Source organism: Cohaesibacter marisflavi (genome assembly GCF_963665895.2).
Lineage (GTDB): Bacteria > Pseudomonadota > Alphaproteobacteria > Rhizobiales > Cohaesibacteraceae > Cohaesibacter > Cohaesibacter marisflavi.
Map to the genome: position 1 here is coordinate 2022116 of NZ_OY762534.1, position 23624 is coordinate 2045739.

At 52.7% G+C, this 23624-nt stretch carries 21 protein-coding genes; 10 read left to right on the forward strand and 11 right to left on the reverse strand.

The window, feature by feature from the left end:
- The first annotated feature begins 88 nt into the window (after positions 1 to 88).
- Complete coding sequence (locus ACKPCT_RS10270; protein ID WP_319569141.1) at positions 89 to 1720, forward strand: alpha-D-glucose phosphate-specific phosphoglucomutase; 1632 nt, start codon at positions 89 to 91, stop codon at positions 1718 to 1720.
- Positions 1721 to 1840: 120 nt separating this feature from the next.
- Here ACKPCT_RS10270 and ACKPCT_RS10275 read toward each other — a convergent pair whose 3' ends face one another.
- Together ACKPCT_RS10275 and ACKPCT_RS10280 are read right to left on the reverse strand one after the other, a co-directional pair.
- Positions 1841 to 3001: a methyl-accepting chemotaxis protein gene (locus ACKPCT_RS10275; RefSeq protein WP_280141739.1), complete on the reverse strand. Its 1161-nt coding sequence runs from the start codon at positions 2999 to 3001 to the stop codon at positions 1841 to 1843.
- Between the two features lie 51 nt (positions 3002 to 3052).
- Positions 3053 to 3604, reverse strand: a complete 552-nt coding sequence (locus ACKPCT_RS10280) for a PAS domain-containing protein (RefSeq protein WP_090067774.1) — start codon at positions 3602 to 3604, stop codon at positions 3053 to 3055.
- Between the two features lie 496 nt (positions 3605 to 4100).
- Here ACKPCT_RS10280 and ACKPCT_RS10285 point away from each other — a divergent pair, with 496 nt between their 5' ends.
- A complete protein-coding gene (locus ACKPCT_RS10285) occupies positions 4101 to 5012 on the forward strand; it encodes an MBL fold metallo-hydrolase (protein WP_090067772.1) in 912 nt (303 codons plus the stop codon).
- 30 nt (positions 5013 to 5042) lie between these two features.
- On the opposite strand, the gene ACKPCT_RS10290 is transcribed toward ACKPCT_RS10285, so the two are convergent.
- Positions 5043 to 5924: a DUF1499 domain-containing protein gene (locus ACKPCT_RS10290; protein ID WP_090067770.1), complete on the reverse strand. Its 882-nt coding sequence runs from the start codon at positions 5922 to 5924 to the stop codon at positions 5043 to 5045.
- 181 nt (positions 5925 to 6105) lie between these two features.
- On the reverse strand, positions 6106 to 6696 hold the full coding sequence (locus tag ACKPCT_RS10295) for a flavodoxin family protein (RefSeq protein WP_319569142.1): 591 nt from the start codon (positions 6694 to 6696) through the stop codon (positions 6106 to 6108).
- Between the two features lie 189 nt (positions 6697 to 6885).
- On the opposite strand from ACKPCT_RS10295, the gene ACKPCT_RS10300 reads away from it, so the two are divergent.
- The 7 genes from ACKPCT_RS10300 to ACKPCT_RS10330 all read left to right on the forward strand — a co-directional run bounded on the left by ACKPCT_RS10300 (position 6886) and on the right by ACKPCT_RS10330 (position 15105).
- The gene (locus ACKPCT_RS10300) at positions 6886 to 7863 is read left to right on the forward strand and encodes a LysR family transcriptional regulator (RefSeq protein WP_175527849.1); all 978 of its coding nucleotides are present in this window, start codon (positions 6886 to 6888) and stop codon (positions 7861 to 7863) included.
- A gap of 41 nt (positions 7864 to 7904) precedes the next feature.
- A complete protein-coding gene (locus tag ACKPCT_RS10305) occupies positions 7905 to 8426 on the forward strand; it encodes a GNAT family N-acetyltransferase (RefSeq protein ID WP_319569143.1) in 522 nt (173 codons plus the stop codon).
- Positions 8427 to 8975: 549 nt separating this feature from the next.
- Positions 8976 to 10877 (forward strand): sensor domain-containing protein, encoded by a 1902-nt coding sequence (locus ACKPCT_RS10310; RefSeq protein WP_319569144.1) that lies wholly within the window; start codon positions 8976 to 8978, stop codon positions 10875 to 10877.
- Between the two features lie 497 nt (positions 10878 to 11374).
- The gene (locus ACKPCT_RS10315) at positions 11375 to 12112 is read left to right on the forward strand and encodes a helix-turn-helix transcriptional regulator (protein WP_090067760.1); all 738 of its coding nucleotides are present in this window, start codon (positions 11375 to 11377) and stop codon (positions 12110 to 12112) included.
- 141 nt (positions 12113 to 12253) lie between these two features.
- Positions 12254 to 12907, forward strand: a complete 654-nt coding sequence (locus tag ACKPCT_RS10320) for an acyl-homoserine-lactone synthase (protein WP_090067758.1) — start codon at positions 12254 to 12256, stop codon at positions 12905 to 12907.
- Positions 12908 to 12941: 34 nt separating this feature from the next.
- On the forward strand, positions 12942 to 13130 hold the full coding sequence (locus ACKPCT_RS10325; RefSeq protein WP_319569145.1) for a hypothetical protein: 189 nt from the start codon (positions 12942 to 12944) through the stop codon (positions 13128 to 13130).
- 703 nt (positions 13131 to 13833) lie between these two features.
- Complete coding sequence (locus tag ACKPCT_RS10330) at positions 13834 to 15105, forward strand: ABC transporter substrate-binding protein (RefSeq protein WP_090067754.1); 1272 nt, start codon at positions 13834 to 13836, stop codon at positions 15103 to 15105.
- A gap of 142 nt (positions 15106 to 15247) precedes the next feature.
- On the opposite strand, the gene ACKPCT_RS10335 is transcribed toward ACKPCT_RS10330, so the two are convergent.
- Both ACKPCT_RS10335 and ACKPCT_RS10340 read right to left on the reverse strand, forming a co-directional pair.
- Positions 15248 to 16123 (reverse strand): hypothetical protein, encoded by an 876-nt coding sequence (locus tag ACKPCT_RS10335; protein ID WP_319569146.1) that lies wholly within the window; start codon positions 16121 to 16123, stop codon positions 15248 to 15250.
- A gap of 157 nt (positions 16124 to 16280) precedes the next feature.
- Entirely contained in the window at positions 16281 to 16874 is a 594-nt protein-coding gene (locus ACKPCT_RS10340) for a CDP-alcohol phosphatidyltransferase family protein (RefSeq protein ID WP_175527847.1), read from the reverse strand.
- A gap of 428 nt (positions 16875 to 17302) precedes the next feature.
- On the opposite strand from ACKPCT_RS10340, the gene ACKPCT_RS10345 reads away from it, so the two are divergent.
- Positions 17303 to 17914, forward strand: a complete 612-nt coding sequence (locus tag ACKPCT_RS10345; protein ID WP_244544542.1) for a DUF2062 domain-containing protein — start codon at positions 17303 to 17305, stop codon at positions 17912 to 17914.
- A gap of 138 nt (positions 17915 to 18052) precedes the next feature.
- Here the strand turns inward: ACKPCT_RS10345 and ACKPCT_RS10350 are convergent, their stop codons facing one another.
- From ACKPCT_RS10350 to ACKPCT_RS10370, 5 genes are all read right to left on the reverse strand, one after another.
- Positions 18053 to 19042 carry a lactate/malate family dehydrogenase gene (locus ACKPCT_RS10350; RefSeq protein ID WP_090067748.1) on the reverse strand — a complete coding sequence of 330 codons (990 nt, stop codon included), beginning with the start codon at positions 19040 to 19042 and terminating at the stop codon, positions 18053 to 18055.
- A gap of 397 nt (positions 19043 to 19439) precedes the next feature.
- Positions 19440 to 20186, reverse strand: coding sequence for an SDR family NAD(P)-dependent oxidoreductase (locus ACKPCT_RS10355; protein ID WP_319569147.1), 747 nt, complete (start codon positions 20184 to 20186; stop codon positions 19440 to 19442).
- An 81-nt stretch (positions 20187 to 20267) separates the two neighbouring features.
- The gene (locus tag ACKPCT_RS10360) at positions 20268 to 21572 is read right to left on the reverse strand and encodes an aspartate aminotransferase family protein (protein WP_407652465.1); all 1305 of its coding nucleotides are present in this window, start codon (positions 21570 to 21572) and stop codon (positions 20268 to 20270) included.
- Positions 21572 to 22627: a phosphotransferase gene (locus tag ACKPCT_RS10365; protein ID WP_319569148.1), complete on the reverse strand. Its 1056-nt coding sequence runs from the start codon at positions 22625 to 22627 to the stop codon at positions 21572 to 21574. Before ACKPCT_RS10365 ends, ACKPCT_RS10360 begins: the two co-directional genes overlap by 1 nt.
- A gap of 144 nt (positions 22628 to 22771) precedes the next feature.
- Complete coding sequence (locus ACKPCT_RS10370; protein ID WP_090067738.1) at positions 22772 to 23434, reverse strand: GntR family transcriptional regulator; 663 nt, start codon at positions 23432 to 23434, stop codon at positions 22772 to 22774.
- Positions 23435 to 23624 lie beyond the last annotated feature (190 nt).

Below are 23624 nucleotides of genomic sequence, written 5' to 3' on the forward strand. Positions count from 1 at the left end.
GATTTGCTATCCGCATTTGATCCATGTCTATGTTTATTGGTCAGATACACCAGTAATGTTCTGGTAACTTTGACCTGGAGGCTTCAATATGAAAATATCGACCATTTCCTGCGAACCTATTTCAGGCCAGAAACCGGGAACATCTGGACTTAGAAAGAAAACACGGGTCTTCATGGAACCCGGTTATCTTGAGAATTTCATCCAATCTGTTTTCAATGCTATTGGTGGCGCTGAAGGCAAGACCTTTGTTGTTGGCGGTGACGGACGTTATTTCAATCGCAGGGCAATTCAGGTCATTCTTTGCATGGCTGCAGCCAATGGCGCAGCCAAGGTGATTGTTGGCCAGCATGGCCTGCTTTCCACGCCCGCCGCATCCAATCTCATTCGCAAATACAAGACAGATGGCGGCCTGATTCTCTCGGCCAGCCACAATCCGGGCGGTATCGATGCCGACTTTGGGGTCAAGTATAATGTGTCCAACGGCGGACCGGCGCCGGAGAATGTCACCGAAGCGATCTATGAGCAGACCTGTTCGCTGACGTCCTACAAAATACTGCAGAATGAAATGGTCGATCTGGGCTCGATCGGAAACAAGACACTGGGCGGAATGGAAGTCGATGTCATTGATCCGGTCAAGGACTATAAGGACTTGATGGCCTCTCTGTTCGATTTCGTTTCCATTCGCAACCTGATTGCGGGCGGCTTCACCATCGTGTTTGATGCAATGCATGCTGTGACCGGCCCTTACGCCAAGGCCATTTTCGAGGGTGCCCTCGGAGCGCCAGAAGGCACCGTGCTCAATGCCGAGCCGAGCGAAGATTTCGGCGGCGGACATCCAGACCCCAACCCGGTCTGGGCGAAAAGCCTGATGGATCTGATGATGTCGGAAAAGGCCCCATGTCTGGGCGCTGCGTCCGATGGCGATGGCGACCGCAACATGATTGTCGGGCGCGGCATCTATGTCACCCCATCTGACAGTCTTGCCGTTCTGGCAGCAAACGCCCATATGGCTCCGGCTTATCGGCATGGGCTTGCCGGTGTGGCACGCTCCATGCCGACCAGTGCTGCTTGCGACCGCGTGGCGGCCAAGCAGGGCATCAAATGTTTTGAAACGCCAACGGGCTGGAAATTCTTCGGCAACCTTTTGGATGCTGACATGGCTACGATTTGCGGCGAGGAAAGCGCAGGCACCGGCTCTAACCATGTGCGCGAGAAAGACGGGCTTTGGGCCGTTCTCCTCTGGCTCAATATTCTGGCCGAACGCCGTCAACCGGTAAAAACCATTCTCGAAGGGCATTGGGCCAAATATGGTCGCGACTATTACAGCCGCTACGACTATGAGGCCATCCCCATGGATGCAGCCAACCAGTTGATGGATGATCTGCGCGGTCAACTTGATAAACTCGCTGGTAAAACACTTGGCTCTCTCACGATTAAGAATGCCGACGAATTCTCTTATAATGACCCAGTGGATGGATCCGTCAGCAGTGGTCAAGGCATTCGCGTCTGGTTTGAGGGCAATGCGCGTGTTGTCTTCCGCCTATCCGGTACGGGCACAGACGGCGCCACCTTGCGCGTCTATCTGGAACAATATGTGGACACACACGGCAACCACAGCATGCCACCGGAACAGGCTCTTAAGCCGCTGGTCGAATCCATGTTGGAACTGACCGATCTGAAGGGCCGCATCGGTCGCACAGAACCCAATGTGATCACCTGATCTCAAGAGAAACGGCGCGCGGCCCTTTTGGCGCTCAAGCCGAACAAGAATCGAAATATAAAGGCGGCTCCCGATATGGGGCCGCCTTCTTTCTATCCATGCAGATTGTCACAGGGTCGTTCACCCCACCTTGCGCACTTCCCCCATGAAGCGAACCAATTCTTCGCGTAAATTGGCCAGACTGCCTTCCTGCTGAACCAGATTTTCGGAAACTGCCAGCACTTCCTTGGCAGTTTCTTCCGTAATCGTCGTTGCTTCCTTGACTTCGGAAACACCACGGCTGACATCCTGCGTGCCGACCGCGGCTTCTTCGATGTTTGATGAAATTTCCCGTGTTGATGCACTTTGCTGCTCGACGGCGGCCGCAATGGCGGTGGAAATTTCGCTCACCCGTTCAATCGTCTTGGAGATATCATCATTCGCACGCACCGCGCGTTCTGTCGCCTGTTGCAGCCCGCTGATCTGGCCCGAAATCTGCTCCGTTGCCTCGGCGGTCTGGGCTGACAAATTCTTGACTTCCTGCGCCACAATGGCAAAGCCCTTGCCAGCTTCTCCGGCACGCGCAGCCTCAATGGTGGCGTTCAGAGCCAGCAGGTTGGTTTGCGCGGCGATATCGGAAATAAGGGAGACGACTTCGCTGATCTGCTGGGAAGCTGTTGCCAGACTGGAGATCTCGCCACTCATATCATGCGATTTCTCAACAGACTGACGTGCGATGCTACTGCTATTGACCACCTGCGAGTTGATTTCCGCGATGGCATCGGTGAGCTGCTCGACAGCTTCTGAAACAGACTGCATGTTGGCTGAGGCCTGCTCGGCCCCGGACGCCACGATCAGAGATTGTTCCTGTGCGCCATGAGAGGCGGTAGACACTTTCTTTGATGCCCCCTGCAGATTGGAAATCATGCCGGTCATGCTTTCGACGATGTGGTCCAGCTCATGTTCGAATCTGGTACCCATTTCATCAAACTGGTCGTGGCGTTGCTTGATCTTCCATGTTGCACGGTTGATACTTTCAGCCGCACGCTTGAAATCACCCACCATGCCTTTTTCAGCGATCAGGCGAAAATGCTGGTTGCGCGACACATAGTCCAAACAGGCTTTTGATTCCCGGATGTAAGCGTCGGAGCGATCGATCATCTGATTGATCGCATGCATCAACTGGCCCATTTCTCCCTTGTCATCGATATTCGTGATGCGCACGGAAAAATCGCCATCTGCGACCGCCTTACAAACCTCCATCGCCTTTCTGATGGAAGCGGACTTCTTAACAAAAACCATCTGGTTTCTCCTCCGGAACATTAAACCGCTTGATAATGATATTCTCACCTATCAGCGGTAGCCCCGCCTCTTTTTCTGCCCCAAAGTTGCGATAAACTCATCATACTGAAGGCCCTTTTCAGCCAAAAGCGAATCGATGACCTGCATGCCGGCTTTCAGTCCATCCTTTCGGTTGGTAACCGATTTCTCAGCGGTGCGTATCTTCTCATAGAGCGGGATCACATGATTCTGAAGTATTTCCTGATCTGGCACTCGCCGATTGGAATGGAACCCGCTGACCTTGCCCTCATTGTTCCAACTGGGGGTCACATGTGCATAAACCCAGTAGTGATCGCCGTTTTTACAGCGATTATTGACATATGCAAAGATCTCGTGGCCGCTCTCGATGGAATCCCAGAGAAGTTTGAAGATGGTCCTTGGCATATAGGGATGGCGGATCAGATTATGCGGTTTGCCCAGGACTTCTTTTTCTTTGTATCCGGAAATATCGAGGAATATCTTGTTTGCATAAGTCAGGCGCCCCGATAAATCGGTCTTGCTGACGATGATGTCGTCATCACCAAAGAATCTTTCTACACCAGTTACTGACTGCTCAACAGACATGGGTCAGAAGCCTTTTTACTATAGTAATACTGTACAAATCCGACAATATTGCCCAATTTATTCAATAGGCAATATTAGCATGGTTAGTTTCACTTAAAGCCGGTTAATATTGACTAAACGGTAGAAATTAATTGATTTACCTATATTTTTAGCCATTTCTCGACATTAATGCGTGGAAAACTATGTAATTCAACGTAGCAAACAAAGGGTTACGCAAGCCTTTCTTGCAACGAAAGTTACTTCACAATTCCCTAATTTCCACAGGATTAGAGTATAAGAGTCCATTTACACTTCATAATAATCATATTTGCTCAAAAACATTTCTTCTATACTATTCTTTTTTCCTATTCTTGCATGCGATCCTCTGGCTGTCATATAAGTGTTAAAACACGTCGGGATGGCCGAAAACCTTTGGTATTCTTGATATTTTGTCTTTGCGCCGAAGTAGGCTCATACCAGCCAAGCCGCTTGCAGCACATCCAGCAGGATCTCATAAATGGCAGACCTTAAATTCGACAGGGATTTCTCTCCTGCTTACGGTACAGCCGTAACGCTTGCCCCCGATGTCAGGCGTGTGACCTGCAACAACCCTGGCCCTTTCACCTTCATGGGCACCAACAGCTATATTGTTGGACATGGAAAGGTTGCGATCATCGACCCAGGCCCGGCCGATCGGCAGCATATCGATGCCCTGATGCAAGCCACAGCCGGAGAAACGATCACACATATTCTCATTACGCATAGCCATGCGGACCATTCACCCGGAGCCCGTCTTCTCAAGGAACGGTGTGGTGCCCCTGTCTATGCGGAAGGTATCCATCGCCCCACACGCCCTCTTCACAGGGATGAAGCCAATCCGCTCGATGCGGAAGGCGATGCCAATCTGGACATCGATCGGTTTTTGGGCGATGGAGATCTTGTGCAGGGCGATGACTGGGCGCTGGAAGTGGTGCACACACCAGGGCACACGGTCAATCATCTCGCCTTTGGCTTTACGGATGACAGCGGCTTATTTTGCGGCGACCATGCCATGGCTTGGTCGACTTCAATCGTCGCGCCGCCAGATGGCTCCATGGCGTCTTACATGCATAGCATCAGCAAGCTGATGCTGCGACAGGATCGGCACTACTGGCCTGGACATGGTGGCGTTATTACCAACCCGCATGCCTTCCTTGCCGGTCTCAAATCTCACCGGGAAAAGCGCGAGCAAGCCCTTATTGCACGCCTTCAAGCCGGCGAGAACACCATCCCGGACATGGTCACCACAGTTTACAAAGATGTTGATCCGTCATTGCATGGGGCCGCAGCGCTCTCCATGTTTGCACAAATGGAATATCTCGTAGCGCGGGGAATCGTGCGGTGTATGGATGCAGAAGCGACCCTTTCAGCCCGCTATCAGTTGGTGTAATCCTGTCAGAGGTCTTGAGATTTGGGCCCACTAGCCCGTGGCGCTCTGACCCAAATTCTCCGGTTTGGGGCGAGGAATGGGCCCCCTTTGCAGGCGACGCAATCGTTCAATTTCTTCCAACTTGAGTTCATAGCGCTGCGCATTGGTGTCCAAGCGGCTTTCAATGCCTGCGATGAAGCCCAGAATTCTGCGTGCATTCATGCCAAAGTCGCGAGGGCCCCACAGTGAGGCGGAACGCATATCAAGTCTGGTTTCATCTTCTCCGGCGGGACTGAGGCGGATGCTCACCACATAGCGCAATCCGGTAAAGACGGACCGTGTGTAGGCTTCGTAATATGCGCTACCGTCTTCTTCCTTCTGTTCTTCCGCACGCAATATCTGCCATTCATTCTTTGCCAATTCATCAGCTACCGCCAATTGCATGAGTGCGACTGACTGTGCGTAGCTTTGGCTTTTAAGAGCAGGATAAGCCAGCGCCTGCCGCTCTCGCATATCCAGCGAAGCCACGGACAAGGCATTGTCGGAATCGCCCCGCATTTGCCAGGCAGCAACAAATTCGGGTGGATCGAGTGGATTGGTGGAAAGATCGGAAAAAGGCGGCAGCGTGAAATAGAAATAGCCAAAAACCAGCGAGGGCAAAAGCACCACCAGACTGCGCAAAAATGCCCCCCACAGTGCCCGGCCTCCCTTTTGACCATCAAACCAGATGGCGTGGAAAGCAACCCAGCTTGTCAGAATGGACAACAGCGCCAGACAGACCGACGCTGCAAAACAATAAAGAGCGATCGAAGGATGCAAACCGCCAAACCGCATGAGCAGAAAGGACAGAATGGCCACGGGAATGGAGAGTCTGGCAAACCAGAGCGCCCGATGAGCAAGCCGGGAGGTTTTGAATTTATAAATTCCTGCCATAGCTTACCGCTTCAGCCCTATTCGTAATTGTGCCAAGCCACACCAATCTGCCGCAGCTTAGAACCGATTTGAGGCAATCTCAATTGCCCCAATCGTCAATCACAAGAAAAAAGCAGGGAGCCAGAGGCGTCCCTGCTTGATTGCTTTTCATTTTTCGCCTTTTGACTGGTCAAGCTTCGTCTTAGCCAGCAAGGCCATTCCAGCGCTTTGCAGCCTCTGCAATGCGAGCACCATAAAGCTCGGCGGTGCGATGGTCTGCTGCCGGAGGCGCAACATCAGCTCCCTGGTCTGCATTGGCCTGCGCCATCAGTCCCAGAGTGGAGCCAAGACGGTTCACATCTTCAACGGATCCCTGAGAGCTATTATTGCCAGGCAGGGTGCCGGTAGAAATCCACTGCATGCCATGCTGGGCGGAAAACACAGCAAGCTGGATCAGCGTGTTCAGCTTGTCGCCAGACTGCGACGCAGAACAGGTAAAGCCACCGGCCAGTTTATCCTTCCAGCCCATGGAAGCCCAGACTTTCGAGCTTGCATCCATGAAGGTTTTGAATTGTGCGGAAACAGAACCCATGTAGGTCGGGCTACCGAAAATGATGGCGTCCGCATCTGCCAGTGCTTCCCAATTCAGGTTTTCATCATCGGCCTTGATCTGCTGAACCGACACGCCGTCAACGGCCTCGGCACCTTTGGCAACAGATTTGGCTACAGCTTCAGTATGTCCGTATCCGCTGTGATACAAGACGGCGACGGACGCTTCGCGGACATCGGTCATTTTCATAATTTTCCTTTTTTCTTGCCCATTATCATGGGAATCTTGAAATTGGCTCACCACGTCAAAAAAACAGACGATTAGTTTGATCTCGCCGAAAATAAGAATTGTTAAAATGTTTTCAAATGCATTATATTAATAGCTATGATGAAGAATATCGATTACTTATCGCTCGACGGACGCTCGCTCTACATGATCAAACTGATCCATGAGCACCGCTCCGTAACCGAGGCGGCCAGACTTCTGGGGGTGACCCAGTCTTCGGTGAGCCACTCTCTTGACCGGCTGCGCAGCATGCTGGGTGACCCGCTGTTTCTGAAGGTAGGGCGCGCCATGGTGCCAACGGAACGGGTCGAGACGATGATGGGCGATATCGATTCCGTTCTTAAGGGCATCGAGTCTCTTTATAGTCAGGCCGTTTTCGACCCCCAGAACTCCAGCGACCGCTTTTCCATTGTCTGTAATGACTATGAGCATGACTTGCTGGTGCCGGCAATTTTCGAACGGCTCAAGCAGGAAGCCCCCCATTGTTCGCTCAAGACTTATCAACTGAACATGGCCATCCGGAATCCGCTCGAAACGGGCTTCACCGATCTGGAGCTTTGCCCCTATGCGCCGGAGGACTCGACTGATCTGGTTGTCAGCAAGTTGTGCGGAGACCGCATGCTGACCTATTACGACCCCACCGTGCGGGAAGCACCACAGGGGTTGGATGATTTTTGCAGCGCCGACCATGCGATCCTCTCATGGGATAGCAACGAAAGCACGTCCGTCGACAAGGCCCTTGCCGAAGTTGGGCGCTCTCGCAACGTATCCTATCTGGGACCGAACTTTTCTTCCGCCGCCATGGTTGTGCGCGGAACCAACATGCTGGCCACAGCGCCTTCGCGCCTCGCAGACTCGATCTTCCGTGGCCTCGCATGGGTTGACCCTCCCCTTGAGCTGGCGCCGAGCGAGTTTTTCATGGTCTGGCACATTCGCAATCGCCATTCTCCACGACACAAGTGGTTCCGCGAGTTGATCAAGACAGTTGCTCGCGACCTGCCTCAAACGAGCGAAGCCTGCCAAAAAGCACTCCAGCGTATCAAGCTAGAGAATGAAGCCAGATTGGTAGCGGATACAAAAGCGAAAGCCCAATCGCCCCGCGCATCATCCGACGCGTTGGCATAAAGGCAAGCTTTGCTGTTTGCCAGTTTGATACGGCCCGTTCAATGCAGCCACAAATATCGCTTCGCCCAGCAGTCCGTTCAGACTTTCCAGCCATCGCCGCGCTGCAGGCGGAGAGCTGGGCGGTGGCCTATCGGTCTTTTCTGCCTCCACATTATATACGCGACCGTCTGACGGCAGATATCTCCGACAGTTGGAAGAAATGCAGACCCAGCGCCCGGGATCTTGTGCTGTTGGCGATCAACACCGAAACTGCGGCGCTTGTCGGCTTCATTTCCGTATGGTGCCGCTCCTCCCCCTTTATTGATCACCTTCATTGTCGCCCATCATGCACCGGCCTTGGCATCGGCTCGCAGCTTTTGGAGGCCGCATTGACGCAGTTGGCCGGGCGAGGCGAGCAGACTGCCAGTCTCTCCGTCCTGATTGGCAATGACGGTGCGCGTCGCTTTTATCTGCGCCATGGCGCCCTGCCTGGCGCCAGAAAGCGGGAGACCCTGTTTGGATATCCCGTAAATGTGGAATATTTGGCGTGGGACGGGCTTCAAACGATTAAACTGGCATTTTGAATGTGTATTTCCCATTTATAGTTTCTGCTCTCTTAAGAAAAGAGGGATCAGGCGGCCTTTCAAGCAAGCCTGCATAAAATAATCAATTTGATAACCATGACCATAGAAGCGATCAATTTGATTTATTGATAGTTTTTACAGGTTGAGCCAAGAGGAAAAGCAGAGAAAGCCTCTCGTTTTTCGATATATGTTATTTGTCAATTGCAACTTAAATTATTATTTACTGATGATATCGTTTAATTGCATCAACCAATAGAGGGTAGAGGCGCGCCCAAACTATGCTGTGTTTGATCTCTTCGATTTCAAATATAGGGCGCAGATAATAACGCAATCACTGAAACACGGTGATGCAGGCAGACAATAAAGAACCGTTGGAAAATACTCATGACTCGAGTCCCCCAGAAATTTACCGAGAAAGCAGTATTCAGTGCGTCAGATGCAATGCAACTGTCTATCCCTTTGTGGGTTCTTGATATTGAAACCTTGCGTCTTCTTTGGGCAAATGACTCTGCTTGCAAACTTTGGCAGGCCGAGAGCGCCCAAGAGCTTATGAACCGCGACCTAAGCCCGGATATCAGCGCGACCGTTGTCGAACGTTTGCAGCAATATCTGGATGCATCCCGCAAGTCCGGCCAGTCCTTTCGCGAACTTTGGACGCTCTATCCGGAAGGCAAGCCCTGCCCGTACCACATTCACATTTGCGCCCATGAACTGCCGGACGGCCGGTTTGGCCTGAGGTTCGAGGCCACAGCTGACGTCAATCGCGTGCCAGAACAGATTAGAAGTGCAGAAGCGCTCAATCATATTCCGGTTTGCATCTCGCTTTTCAATATGGGCGGTCAGTCCCTTTACAAGAATCCGGCTGCGCTTGAAACCTATGGCGACGCGTCGCTGAATTTGCGAGGGCGCTTTGTCAAAAAGTCCGATTATGATCGTTTTATCCGCAATATCAAAAAGGGTCGGTCGATCTCCAAGATATGCGAAGTCAAGACAAAGGACGGCAAACGCTGGCACGAAATCACGGGCATGACCTGTTTTGATGGCCCGACCGGACAGCCTGCTTTCATTCTCACCGAATCCGACGTGACGGAACTCAAGGAAAAGGAAAGCCGCGTTCGCTATCTTGCCCATTATGACATGTTGACCGGCTTACATAACCGCAACTATGTCAACTCCCACTATCCGGATATGATCGAAGGCGCATTTCGCGACAATGAACGGCTTGTCTTCATGGTTATCGGCCTTGATCATTTCAAATCGATCAATGAAACGCTGGGGCACCCGTCCGGGGATGCTCTGCTGAAGCATGTTTCTTCCCTGCTGCAACTTTCTCTGAGCGAAACCGAACAGATCGCTCGCCTTGGCGGCGACGAGTTTGTCATCGTCAAACCCTACGCGTCGACATCAGACCTTGATAACCGCTGCCAGATGATACTGGCCTCCATCAATGCTGAGTGCCGCGTGGGTGATCATATTCTGAGCGCCAATGCCAGTATCGGCCTCGCCCTGTTTCCCGAACATGGCAAGGATCTGCCGACACTTTTGCGTCATTGTGATCTTGCCTTGCATGAAGCCAAGGATAGTGGCCGCAACACCTACCGTTTCTACCGCCCGGCGCTGCAGCACGCAGCCCTTGCCAAGCGTGCGCTTGAGAAGGATCTTGCGCGCGCCGTGGAGAACAAGGAATTTTGCCTTTACTATCAGCCTCGGGTCGATTGCCAGACTCAGAAGGTTGTCAGTGCAGAGGCCCTCATGCGCTGGCAACATCCAGAGAAGGGGCTGGTATTTCCCGGAGAATTTATCGGAGCGCTGGAAGATACAGGCCTGATCCATCGGGCTGGCGACTGGATTGCCGATCGCGCCGGACGGGACCAGAGAAAGCTTGCGGACATGGGTTATGACATTCCCATATCCATCAACATTTCGCCAAAACAGTTTGAACGGCCAGATTTTGTCAATCGGCTAACCGCAGGATTGGCCAAGACAGGCTGTCCGAATGACAGACTGGAAATCGAAATCACCGAAAGCATGCTCATGGGTGTCGGGTTTGACGCCAAGGCCATTCTGATGGATCTGTGCCGCGCAGGTTTCTCCATCGCGGTTGATGATTTCGGTACCGGCTATTCCAACCTCGCCTATATTCAGGACTATCCCATCTCCAGCCTGAAGGTGGATCGCTCCTTCGTCAATATGATCGAAGATCAGAGTTCGGTGATCAATCTGATCCTCTCGCTCTGCCGTCTGATCGGTATTTCCGCCGTTGCGGAAGGCGTGGAAACGATCGATCAATTGGCCTGGTTGCGCATGAACCACTGCGATCAGTATCAGGGCTTTCTCTATTCGCGACCCGTTCCTCTGGAATCGCTTATCGAGCTATTGACATCGCGCCATCAGCGCAAGATGAGGTCCCGTTTGCCGGAAACTCTGGATGCAGAAGTCATCTGGGCCTGAGTTTTTCTGCGGCCCATGCTCTTCTCTTGAGTTTGTTCACAGGTAAAACGCGCCATCGATCAAGCGATCAACTCTACCTTTCAGCGGTAATGCGCTTGCAAAAGGCTTCAGATTTCAACCTCTGGGGCCTTTTGCACATCGGGGCATAGGAACATTCCTAGCGCAGCAGTCTCTTAAGCTTTCACTACGCTCAAGCGCTTTCCTTCCCATTAACGGTCTGAATGGCCTCATTTGAATGAAATAATGGCTAATTTCAGCGCATTGTAGGCTGTTTTCTATCAGTTAAGAGAGCATTAACTCAAAAATTTCACACAAATTCCAATGCTACCTATAGATGCATTCAAAAAATACAGAGAATAGCTAAAGTATATCGTGCATTGAAAATAATTTACTCTCAATGATTGCTATTTGTATAGTTACCTCGCACATATGTACGAGAGGACTTGCGCGGATAAATCGATTTTGCGATTACTTAGGAAAGCAATTGAGAGCGGACCATGAGCGAAACTTCCGACAGATTTCTTCTGCTGCGCGAAACCATCTTCAGAGAAATCAAAGAGGCCGAGAATGTCGAGAAGGCAGTTTTCGAACTGCGTGACGGCTATCGCCTTGGTCATGTGACCTACCATATGGCACAAACCGTGACTGCGGACATGCAGATCGACGCGCCCTTTGTACGCACGACCTACCCACCGGACTGGATCGCTATCTACCTGACCAGAAGCTATGTCACCATAGACCCTGTGGTCAAAGAAGGCCTCAGACGCAGCTTGCCGTTCGACTGGTCAGAGATTGAACCGACTGAAGAAGCCATGGAAATGATGACCGAATTTCAGGTCCACGGCATGGGAGAGTACGGTTATTCTATCCCGATCACCGATAAGGTGGGACGGCGGGCTTTGTTGTCGGTGAACTCCAGAGCGGGAGAGACCAACTGGTCCGGCTTCGTCAAATCATTCCGACAGGACTGGATGGAGCTTGCCCACGTTCTGCACAAAAAGGCCATCATCGAGTTGTTTGGCGATGAAGATCCTGTGCCGGTCCTGAGTCCTCGGGAGCTGGAAATCCTGCATTGGTCAGCAAAGGGCAAGGATTACAAGGAAATAGCTCTCATTGTGGGCATTTCTGAACATACCGTACGCACCTATATGCGTTCAGCCCGCTACAAGCTCAATTGTTCCAACATGTCTCAGGCCGTTGCCAAGGCCATCACCTTACATTTGATCGGCGCCTAGCCCCCTCGCACACGACGGGCCACCAGGCATGAAATCAACACATATGTGCGAAGCTATATGTGTTCATCCATTTATGCGAATTCCATCTTCATTGGTTTTGAAACATTGTAGAGCCATCAGTTTTGCCGATGGAGCTAATAGATGTTTGTGACAATTGAAGCGCATGAATATCATAAATATCCGATTTTAATGGACCGTATGTTCAAGCTGCGCAAAGAGGTTTTCTCTGACCAGCTCGACTGGGATGTTTCAGTCGATGGTGACTATGAGCGCGATATTTATGATGAGAAAATGCCAGCATATCTGGTTTGGTGCAACGATGACCGCACAGAGCTATATGGCTCTATGCGTTTGATGCCGACGACTGGCCCTACTCTTCTTTATGATGTTTTCAGAAGAACATTCCCCAATCAGGTCTCCCTTTCTGCCCCGGGCATTTGGGAAGGCACCCGTATGTGTATCGACCAGGAAGCCATCAACGCGGTCTATCCCTCGATGGAAGCCAGCCGTGCATTCAGCCTGCTGTTCCTTGCGCTTTGCGAATGTGCACTTGATCATGGCATTCACACCATGGTGTCCAACTACGAACCCCAGATGAAGCTGGTCTATCGCCGCGCTGGCGTTAAGGTTCAGGAGTTGGGACGCGCAGACGGATATGGCAAACGCCCTGTTTGCTGTGGTGTGTTTGAAGTTTCCGAGCCGGTTCTTGCTGCTATGCGGACAAAATTGGCGGTCTCATCTACGCTTTACCACAAAAACGGGGTTCATAACGACCCTCTTGAAGTTGCGGCTTAGAGCTGAAGAGCTTGGCTAAAAAGGAGATTTTAGCATGGATGGGCAATTTCACTACTCATCGGCTCAAATCAAGAATGAGATTGAAACCGATCTGAGACGAGCCATGCTTGGTTCAAATGCGATAGGCAATCCCATGTTGTCCTATTTTTTAAGGATGGCAATTGAGGAATTACTTAAAAGCGACAATGGTTTTGTCAACAACATGGAGCAGAAGACAGCATAAGTTCAGAATTCAGATAAGTAGCAAACAATAACCCCAATGAATAAACACATTTGGATACCAATGTCCCCAGGTATTCACTTGTTTCATGTAGCTCGGTGCTACTGACAACTTGAGGCGCCACTTTTCCCAAGTGGCGCTTTTTTTCTAAGATCTGACAAGACCTTCACTTGCGAAAAGTACGGACTGTGGCGATCAGTCCCACTGGATCCCCTCCATCCGAGGACATTCGCATAGAGTAGATGACGGCCAGTCTGTCAGAGTAAACGCACCTCCCTTCCCTCATAGAGAACGCATTCGCGCTGGCAGGTCTCTTCCGGACCAACTCGCATGGAGAGAATCGTAGATTTTCAGGCCCATGAAATTACCGGTTCGTCCATGTTAATGCCCCCGATCTTTTGTATAATTTTATCAAGAATTTGAATAAGGGTTGGAGCCCGTCTCACAGCCCTGTCCGAGGAAGCATATGGCAAGGCACACCACTCCTGTTGATCGAATTCAGATCATGAAACAGGCGGGGTATCAAGGAGAGGACGGTTGAGATCATCCGACGGGTGAAACGAGGATCAACCGGATATGTCGCGCCATCAAGGACAGTTCATTCGCGTTACGACAATGCCGGTTGCGAGGACCCCAGTTCGGGTCAGCCGGCTTTTGGAAATACATCTTACTTGTATATCTTAGGGAGGTTCCTGTGAAACTGAAGATGACGATTTTGGCTACACTCATGGCCGCTACCAGTCTTTCCGTTGCCAATGCTGCCGATTTGCGCATGTCATGGTGGGGAGGCAACAGCCGCCACGAAGCCACGCAAGAAGCGCTGAAATATTGCGGCGAGAAGCTGGGTCATACCATTGCTCCGGAATTCACCAGCTGGAATGGCCATCTGGCCAAAGTCACCGTACAGCTTGCCGGTGGCACCGAAGCCGACATCATGCAGATCAACTGGCCTTGGCTGCCCCTGTTCACCAAAGATGGCACCGGCTTTGCTGATCTGAATGATTATAAAGACATCATCGATCTTTCCCAGTGGTCCGAGAGCGAACTCGCTGCCACCTCCGTAAAGGGACACTTGCAGGGCCTGCCGCTGTCCATTACCGGTCGTGTACCCTGGTTCAACAAAACCACCTTTGACAAGGCTGGCCTGCCTCTACCGAAAAGCTGGGATGACCTGCTTGCTGCTGCCAAGGTCTTCCAGGAAAAGCTGGGCGATGGCTACTATCCTTATGAAGCGACCGGCCTCACGTCCCATGGTCTTGACGCCCGTGGCCTGATCCGCGCCTATATCGTTCAGAAGAAGGGTGTCACCATGATTGACCCTGACACTCTGGCGTTGAACTTCACCAAAGAAGATTTCGTCGATGGCCTGAATTTGTACAAGACATTCTCCGATGAAAAAGTCATCGTGCCTTGGAAAACCGTGGCAGCGGCCGGTGCCAACGTGCCTCTGCACGAAGATCCGAAATGGGCCGACGGCCGCATTGCCGGGACCTATCAGTGGGACACCACCTATCACAAGATCGCAGACCCGATGAAGGAAGGTCAGGAGCTGGTGCCAGCCCCGATTCTCAAGAATGCAGATGCCACCAACGACGGTGTCTTCCGCAAACCTTCCATGCTGTTCTCAATTTCCAAAAACTCGGAAAACCCGAAAGCTGCAGCTGAAGTCGTCAACTGCCTGCTGACAGATACGGGTGCAACTGACATACTGGGCACCACTCGTGGTATCCCTGCTTCCAAGGTAGCCTTCAAGCATCTGATGGACAAAGGCGCAATCGAGCCGATCCTTCTGAAGGCCCACAATCTGGTTCTGGACGCGTCGGGTCCGGCCATTTCCGCCTATTTTGACCATCCGAAAGTGGAAGAAGCCTTTGGCGACGCCATCGAAATGTTCGCCTATGGCGAGCTGACGGCCGAGGAAGCCGCTGACGAGATCGTCATGGGCATAAATGAAGCTCTTGAAAAAGAGAGAAAATAAGCACGGTCAGAAGTTCATGGGGGCGCTTAAGAGCGCCCCGTCTGCCTGATAGCAGAGGGGAGAGGCTCGGTGTTTCGGCATCGGGTCTTTTCTTTTATGGGAAGCTGTAGGCGGGCATGATCGCTCTGGCCCAGCCGGTGGCTTAGCCAAGAATGCGGCTGCGAGCCCGCTTGGCAAGCGAAGGGCGCGTACCGTCGCCATTGTTGGTGAGCTTGTAATCCTGCTTTTGCATATATTCGATGCTGGAAGTCAACAGGCTGCGCGAAATCTTGCCCACGGCACGGAATTCGGCAATCGTCCGCAAGATCGGCTTGAGATCCTGCCGCATGGTCAGAGCCTGAAAGACACTCTCGTCATACCCTTTGACAAGAGAGCTGAAAAGATTGATGTCCCGAGGACGATGCGCATCAGAGCCATAACTGCGCCCCACGCCAAGCGGCATGAGTTCCTCAGGGAATTGCGTGGTCTTTTCCACCTGATCCTTGAATTTGGTGCGCGGCAACGCGTCCAGCGGCACTTCCAGAAACGACCCGTTGGATATTTCAATATAGTCAAAATGCGAAAGCAACTGGCAGGCCCTGTCAAACCCGATACCGCTCACGATACCAGTGCCGCTCGGCGAGAACGGATGCGGTAGAATGGTCACGCAGTCAGGAGATTGCAGGCTTACGGCATCATGAATGGGCCATGAGAAGGCCGGGAACGCCTTGAGAGCACTCACCAGAGCGGCGCGGCTTTCAAACAGCTGAATGACCTCGACCCCTTCGCGCGAGATATTCTCAACGCCCGGCACAATGGTCAAGTCAAGCTCGTAATGCCCGACCATCTCGCATAAGAAATCATAGGCTTCCAGCGGCTGCTTATAGGCATGCTCGGTCGAGCATAGCCCATCCAGATGCGCGGAATAGCGAGAAAGCTGAGTGGCAATGCGGCGACGCTTCGCATGAGGACGCCGAAATACGTTCGCATGAAAATGCGTATCAATCGCAAAGCTCTTGTCTGGCTCATACAACCCCATATGGGAGTGCCTCTCCTCTCCGCGCAGGCCAAATGCTGGCCGACCTCCTTGATAAGTGTATCAAGAGGCAAGCTTACAAGCCAGCCTTTTGACTAACACATTAGCGTTAATCGGCAGGGTTTTTATCAAGGGGCCACCTGAGCACGGGCCGTGTTGTTCAGGGCTTGCGCTTGAGCACCTGTCTGAAAAGAATGACGAAATAGACCAGATAGTAGGCCAGAAAAATGATGGCAAATATGTTGATTGGCAAATTGCTCTGGGCATAAAGCGAGCAGATATAGACGATGAAATAGAGATATTTCACCCTCAGCACATAGGGCATGGGCACTAAGAGCAAATTGCAGATCACCATCAGATAGATTGTGTGGCTATAGAAGAAGGCAAACATGACGTTGGCCAGTATGCTGGCATCCAGCCACCATATGGCGCCCAACGCCACCAGAACCACACCAAACTGATCTGCAAAGATATCAACCAGTGAGCCACCATGACTGTCAGCCCGGGTCTGCCGCGCCAATGGTCCGTCCACCGCATCCATCAGGACATAGAGCAGAAATCCACCAGCAGCCACCTCCCAAAGCGCAGCAGGCATAGCCACAGCAAAGGACGCGAACAAGACGCCAACCAAGCTGATTGCAGTGGGCGTCACTCCCTTGCGCGCCAGAAATCGAACGAGCGGGCGGAATATCAGATCCCTTTTGGCGGCAAAAGCGGCCTGTTTTTCCGCTTCCCCCTTGTTGAAATAGTCCAAAATCTTACACCCGGTTTTGATCTTTCTCGTGTTCTTTATAGCAAATGCCGAAAAGATCCACTCTGATTATCCGCTAAGCTGCCCTTTAGGCTAGAAATAATCTCAGTGATACAAATTTATTCACCATTTGCCTTTCTCCTATTTAAAATGGATTGCAACAATTCCAAGAGAGGCCTAAACCCTTATCTGGAAAAATCACTGGAAACCGGCCACGAAATGGCCCTTTTCAGGCGCGATAAGACATCTTATATCTTCGGATAAAGGATGCCCCTTCTTTGAGGTGAGAAACACTTGGAAATTAGTGTTTGTCTTTAAAAGAAAATAGTGACTTTATGTGCTATGTTGCGGGCGAGCTGGCTTAAGGTGGACCAGCGCAAGGTGCTCGATGGCACATCGGTCTTACAAAAAGAAGAAAGAGACTGGAAACCGTGATTTTTGGTCGAAAGAACAAGCCCAAGTTTGCCGAGCGCATGCGCGTATTGCTGTGGCCGCGTCGTAGCTGGAAACGGTCTGGCGTCTATTATATCAAGCGGGTCTTGCGCTTGACAGGGTCTCCCTATGCCATCGCGGCCGGGGTTGCGGCTGGTGTCTTCACCTCTTTCACACCTTTTCTGGGATTTCATTTTCTCATCGCGTGGGCCATCGCCTTCTTGATCGGCGGAAACCTGCTCGCTGCTGCAGTTGGCACTGCGGTCGGCAACCCGCTGACATTTCCGTTCATCTGGAGCGCGACCTATTCCACGGGTTGTATGATACTGGGACAGCCGATCATGCATCACAAGATTCATGCACTGCAGCATGGGCTCTTGTCGCAGTCGCTCTCGGCTATTCTGCCAACAATAAAGATCATGGCCGTGGGTGCCTTGCCAGTTGGCATCGCGGTGGCGCTGATCTTTTATTATCTAACCAGACACGCCGCCCGGTCCTATCAGCATCGCCGCAAGGCGCATCTGGCGCGCAAAGCCTTTGAGGCTGGACGTTGGCGCAAGGAACTGGCCGAGCATACAACGGATATCACCTCCAAGGCCACAAGCAGCTAAATCAGATCATTGCTGCCGCTAATCAGGCAATTTGCGTCTGCGTTCAGCCGATTGAAGGGCTCAGCCAGCAGCTGCCCGCAGGCGATCACGGACGGCGCGCCGTCCGCAATGCTTTTTTCTATTAAAAAATCGGTCGGATTATTTCGCTTTGTCCGGCCCCGTTTTGGCATCCACCATTGTGGCCTGAATGAAAGCGATTGTTTCCTGCAGCTTTTGCTTTTCCCATTCATTCAGATCAACAGGCAATTGCTTGATGATCCCTTCCCGACCGATGACACACGGCATGCTGAGGGCCACGTCGCCATCATGACCATATTGGCCGCGCAACGTGGTTGATGCGGGATAGATGCTGCGCTCATCCAGCAAAACAGCCTTTGCCATAGTGATGGCAGATTGGGCAACTCCAGCATTGGTCCAGCCCTTGCCGTTGAGCACTTCATAGGCGGCTGAGACAATGCTTGTCTTCACGACATCCGGATCTTGAATATTGCTGGAGGGCGCCAGATAGTCATCAATGGCATCAAACGGAATGCCGCCCACAGTCACATGGCTCAGCACCGGAAAAGCAGTGCTGCCATGTTCACCCATCATGTAGCCGGAAATCGACTTGGGATCGACCTGATAGGTGTCGGCGATCAGCTTCCGCAAGCGGGCTGAATCCAGCATTGTGCCGGTTCCGAAAACGCGGCCCTTGGGATATCCGAATTCGTTTTCCGCAATATACACCATGGTGTCGAGCGGATTGGTGATCAGGATGACGATGGCGTCCTTGGTATATTTGGTGATGCCCGTCATCACCTCGCGAATGACCTCGCAGTTGGTCTTGGTCAGAAGCGTGCGATCAGGTTCGGCCTTGGGGTTATCCGGATCTGGAATAACGCTCGGACCAGCAGCCACAACAATCACGTCAGCATCAGCGCATTGTTCATAGCCGCCAGCCTTGACATCCACATTGTTCATATAGGTCAGGGCCGTTGCCTGTGCCTGATCCAGCGCTTCGCCATAGGCAACATTTTCCAGAATGTCGATCACGCCGATTTCGGCGAACAGGCCTGTCTTCATGGCGTCTGCCAGCACGTAAGAGCCAACATGGCCTACGCCGACAACAACCAGTTTATTCTTGTTCATCACAGTACTCTCTTTTGGGCACATATTGAGCGGCGAGGCCGCCACGTCCCTTGCTTTTTATCTTCCAAGCAGAGTGCTGTCCTGCCTCCTTCGGGCATCGCGGCGAAGCTTTGTTCGTCATGGCGAAAAGTGTGCGGTTTGCCTTTGCGCAGGCCAACCTGACTGGGCTCAAGACACATGGTCTCAGGGCTCGCCCCGATGAGGCAGGAGAACACTCCGATCAGGAAGATAAGACTGAATCCGGGAGGATCTGTCCAACGATAACCGAAAAGACCGTGCTTCTCCAGCCATGGCCCGGTTCCTTCCCCTGATTAACAGCCCGAAAGGAGCTGTGCCCCACCCTCGCAACATGTAGCGAAAGCCGGGGCACACAATCTGCACATTAGGGATGGCTCATTCAGACATGCTGGCCGCCATTGACGTGAATTTCGGTGCCGGAAACATAGGAGCTGGCATCCGAGCACAGATAGAAGACGGTTTCAGCCACCTCGGAAGGCTCGCCCAGACGCCGCAGCGGAATGGTCTCGACAATCTTCTCGGTGCCCGGTGACAGGATCGAGGTGTCGATTTCTCCCGGTGCGATGGCGTTCACCCGAATACCGTGCGGACCAAAATCGGCGGCCATTTCGCGGGTCAATGTAGACAGCGCCGCCTTTGACGTTGCGTAGGCCGTGCCAGCAAAGGGATGCACGCGCATGCCCGCAATGGACGTAACATTGACGATGGAGCCCTTCGCGGCACGCAGCTCTTCGATCAAGCCGTTTGCGAGCATGATGGGCGCAACAAAATTGACCGTGAAAACGGTGTGCCACAAGTGCGGCGGAGTCCGGAGACTATCGAGCCGCTGGCCATTTTCGTCCTTAGGGCTGATGGCCGCATTGTTGATCAGCGCATGCAGCCTACCGCCTTCCGATTCCAGGCGTTCCTTGACGACGCCGATTGCCCTGCCGATGCTTGCCAGGTCACTGAGGTCCACCTGAATGTGGTTCTCCTTGCCCATCGGCCAGGGGCATTTTTCATCAAAGGGCTGTCGGGAACAACTGAGCACCCGCCACCCTGCATCAGAGAAGCGCTTTACAGTGGCGTGACCGATGCCACGGCTGGCGCCGGTAATCAAAAGGGTTTTTCTCTCGTTCGAACTCATATCTGGTTCTTTCCAATGGAAGCTGCGTACTTGTGCACTATCGTTTTTATTGAAATGGGAACGGGCAAACCGCCCCTCAGGCTAGATATCCTTGATGGCCTCTCGCAATCCGCTCATGAAGAAGTCAAGCGCATCGGCACCAAATGCCAGCGGCGGGCGGATTTTGAGCACATCACCGCCCGGGCCGGACGCACTGATGAGGATACGCTTTTTCTTCAGCGCATTGACGAGGCGGGCAGTCCGCCCCCTTGGATCATCTCCGGCAATCTGCACACCGATAAACAAGCCACTGCCGCGGATGTCGCAAATGTCATCCCCTTCTCTGGCAAGACTTTTCAGATCGGCACGGAAGGCACGACCGGTTTCTAATGTCTTTTTCAGCAGACCTTCATCACGAATGATATCCCAAACGGCCTGCGCCGTGGCGATGGCCGTGGTGTTGCCGCCGAACGTGTTAAAATAGCGGGTGCGTTCACCAAACTCGGCCACGACATGAGGCCGCACAACCAATGCCGCAACAGGATAGCCGTTGCCCATTGGCTTGCCCATGGAGACCATATCCGGCACTACACCATGCCGAATGAAGCCCCACATTTCCTCGCCCGTGCGGGCAAAACCGGGCTGCACTTCATCAGCTACGAAAAGGCCTCCGGCTGCCCGAAAGGCGTCAACCGCGGGTTTGAGGAAACCCTTGGGGTGGCTGAAAATGCCGTCAGAAGAAAAGATGGTGTCGACATAGAGAGCTGCGGGTTTGATGCCTCGTTCTGCCATGGTGGCAAGCGCCTTTTCCACGTTGGCACGCATGATTTCGCCTTCCTGCTCGCCATGCTGACCGGTCGGGGCGGGAATGGTGAAGACATTTTCATCTTTGGGGGCGCCTGCGCCCAGAGAAGGAGACATGGCTGCCAATGCGATGGTGACGCCGTGGTAGGCATTCTCCGTCACGATGACGCCGGTACCGCCGGTTTTTACCCGGGCAATGCGCAGTGCCAGGTCGTTGGCTTCCGAGCCTGTGCAAGTGAACATGATGTGAGACAGGGGATCGGGAAAACTCGCCAGAAAATCTTCTGCAAAATCGACAATGTTATTCTGCAAATAACGTGTGTGGGTGGTTAGCATAGAGGCCTGCCTGGCCATGGCTTCCACCACGCGCGGATGGCAATGGCCCACACAGGCAACATTGTTGTAGGCGTCAAGATAGGCTGTGCCCTCTTCATCATAGAGCCACACCCCTTCCCCACGCACCGGATGGAAGGGCTCTTCATAAAACAGGCGATAGGCTGGCCCAAGCGTGTCGGTGCGGCGTTGCAAAAGAGCTTCATCGCCCGCAGACAGGATTGCCTGCCCCGGCACGAAGGCATTCGCCATGGACTGGTCTTGCGGCATCAGGACATCTCCTTGTGTGGTTTGGCCTCGGCTCTATCAGCCAGAGCCTCATAGAGCCCATTTGTATCCAGATTGGTCAGATGCCTGATCCCATTGGAAGCCAACGCCAGATTGCGCGTGATATAGGCCCTGTTTTCCGGATAACGTTGGGCACGCCAATTGGCGACCGTGATGATAGTGGCAAAGCGGGCTGCGACAAAATCAGCAGACAACTCAACCTCGGCAGGGGTCAGAGGACAAATGCTGTGCCAGCGGGCAAGGAACCGTATGAGGGATGCTCCGACATCGGAAAAGTCGAGCTGATAGCCCGCAGCGATCGCCAGTTCGCAAATGCGGGGCGAACGCACCATGTCGCCAAAATCCAGCACGCCGATTTCCAGATCAGTCTCATCTTCGGCCACCAGATTTTGCGGATTGAGATCTCCGTGAATGACCTGCCATGGCAAGTTATCAAGACGTGGCGCTATTCTTTCATCAAATGCATCAATCGCCGTTTCGACCAGTCCCCGCTGTTCTGCCTCTTCGATAAGGGGCAACATGGAGCGCAGGGTTCCGGCATTCTTGATGTCCCAGATCAGATAGTGATCAGCTCCGGGATGCGCGAACTCTTTAAGGGCATTGACCAGTTTCGCACCCGCAGTGGCAACCGCAATTGCCAGATTGGGCGATTTGGGAAGCGTTGAGCTGAGGCTTCCTTCAACATAGCTTAGAAGCCGCGCACGGGAGCCGTTTTCCAGCTCCTGCCACAGCTCTCCCGAAAGCGTCGGCACGGCCCGTGGCACGCGCAGGGATGGCGCCGTTTTTTCCAGATGCAGCAGAGCCTTGGTCTGGAAATCGGTTTGCTCTTCCGGTTCCATCTCATTGGTGAATTTGAGCACATAACCTTCGCCGTCATCCGCGCGGAGCAGGAAATTGACATCGCGCTCAGAGGTCAACTGCTTGAGGCTACCGGTGAGACCGAAGGTCGTTTTGGCAATCGCGCAAGCCTCCTGCTGTGAAATCGCGGGTGGAGGCGTCGTAAGAAGCGATCCGATATCTGGGTCTACAGTGGTCATTGGCCGGTCTTCTCCAATTATTGTGTCTTTATAAAGAGCGCTGTGATGATGGCCATCAGGTATAAGGTTGTCAGTAAGGGTAAGTTGTTTGGAAAGAAACGGGTTCGAGTGGCAGAAATTTCACCCCCGATACGCGCCTCTTGATCATGTGCCATCCGACACCTTGTCGAGCATACGTACCAGCGGAGCGCCTCCCAGAGTCAGGTCGCGCTCAACAGCAATGGCGACGGCCTCGACATCCTTGTTGCGCACCGCTTCGAGAACCTCGTAATGGTGATCGATCATTGCCCGTCCGGCTTCGAGATAGCCATGAGCAATCAGAGGACTGGTTTGCAGCCAAAGGCGGCGCAGCACTCCATAAAGCACCGGCATGGCTGACATTTCGACCAGCTTGAAATGGAATTGCTGATTGAGAGCCGCGCCGCGAACGCCATCGCCTTCGGCCATGGCTTCTTCATTCTCGGCGATCAGGCTTTCAAGCGCGGTGACATCGGACAGGGTGGCATATTGCGCGGCGGCCTTGGCGCTCATGACTTCCAGTGGCAAACGAATTTTGCGGATTTCCTCATAGCGCGCGCGGCTGAGAGTCGTGACATGGATAGAGCGCGGCGAGCTGTAGATAACGGCCTCGTCATAGTGCAAACGCAAAATGGCATCACGCACTGGCGTGACGCTGGTCTGCATCTCTTCAGCCAGCTCCCGGATTTTCAAGCGCTTGCCCGGAAGATAGTGCCCTTTGAGCAGAGCCTCGCACAGCCTGTCATAGACCATATCAGAGAGCTTTTTGCCTTCTTGTTGCGATTGCATGTTCAAACTCTATCCAGTTACAGTGTTTCACGTAGTATGGAGGCCGCACTTTTGGCGATCTGCGTCGCGAACTATGGCGAGCTCCATTTATGATGCATCGTAATTATATCTTGATGCATCATCTTAATCAAACACAATTGTCTCCTCGCCCTCGCCGATCTGCGACTCGCCAAGGCGCCCTTTTCTCAGG

Coding starts and splice junctions, on each gene's coding strand:
- ACKPCT_RS10315 (WP_090067760.1), top strand. CDS start 11,375: ATGAGCGAAACTTCCGACAGATTTCTTCTGCTGCGCGAAACCATCTTC.
- ACKPCT_RS10330 (WP_090067754.1), top strand. CDS start 13,834: ATGACGATTTTGGCTACACTCATGGCCGCTACCAGTCTTTCCGTTGCC.
- ACKPCT_RS10365 (WP_319569148.1), bottom strand. CDS start 22,627: ATGACCACTGTAGACCCAGATATCGGATCGCTTCTTACGACGCCTCCA.
- ACKPCT_RS10290 (WP_090067770.1), bottom strand. CDS start 5,924: ATGGCAGGAATTTATAAATTCAAAACCTCCCGGCTTGCTCATCGGGCG.
- ACKPCT_RS10270 (WP_319569141.1), top strand. CDS start 89: ATGAAAATATCGACCATTTCCTGCGAACCTATTTCAGGCCAGAAACCG.
- ACKPCT_RS10370 (WP_090067738.1), bottom strand. CDS start 23,434: ATGCAATCGCAACAAGAAGGCAAAAAGCTCTCTGATATGGTCTATGAC.
- ACKPCT_RS10325 (WP_319569145.1), top strand. CDS start 12,942: ATGGATGGGCAATTTCACTACTCATCGGCTCAAATCAAGAATGAGATT.
- ACKPCT_RS10355 (WP_319569147.1), bottom strand. CDS start 20,186: ATGAGTTCGAACGAGAGAAAAACCCTTTTGATTACCGGCGCCAGCCGT.
- ACKPCT_RS10360 (WP_407652465.1), bottom strand. CDS start 21,572: ATGCCGCAAGACCAGTCCATGGCGAATGCCTTCGTGCCGGGGCAGGCA.
- ACKPCT_RS10320 (WP_090067758.1), top strand. CDS start 12,254: ATGTTTGTGACAATTGAAGCGCATGAATATCATAAATATCCGATTTTA.
- ACKPCT_RS10275 (WP_280141739.1), bottom strand. CDS start 3,001: ATGGTTTTTGTTAAGAAGTCCGCTTCCATCAGAAAGGCGATGGAGGTT.
- ACKPCT_RS10335 (WP_319569146.1), bottom strand. CDS start 16,123: ATGGGGTTGTATGAGCCAGACAAGAGCTTTGCGATTGATACGCATTTT.
- ACKPCT_RS10280 (WP_090067774.1), bottom strand. CDS start 3,604: ATGTCTGTTGAGCAGTCAGTAACTGGTGTAGAAAGATTCTTTGGTGAT.
- ACKPCT_RS10300 (WP_175527849.1), top strand. CDS start 6,886: ATGATCAAACTGATCCATGAGCACCGCTCCGTAACCGAGGCGGCCAGA.
- ACKPCT_RS10350 (WP_090067748.1), bottom strand. CDS start 19,042: ATGAACAAGAATAAACTGGTTGTTGTCGGCGTAGGCCATGTTGGCTCT.
- ACKPCT_RS10305 (WP_319569143.1), top strand. CDS start 7,905: ATGCAGCCACAAATATCGCTTCGCCCAGCAGTCCGTTCAGACTTTCCA.
- ACKPCT_RS10310 (WP_319569144.1), top strand. CDS start 8,976: ATGAACCGCGACCTAAGCCCGGATATCAGCGCGACCGTTGTCGAACGT.
- ACKPCT_RS10285 (WP_090067772.1), top strand. CDS start 4,101: ATGGCAGACCTTAAATTCGACAGGGATTTCTCTCCTGCTTACGGTACA.
- ACKPCT_RS10295 (WP_319569142.1), bottom strand. CDS start 6,696: ATGACCGATGTCCGCGAAGCGTCCGTCGCCGTCTTGTATCACAGCGGA.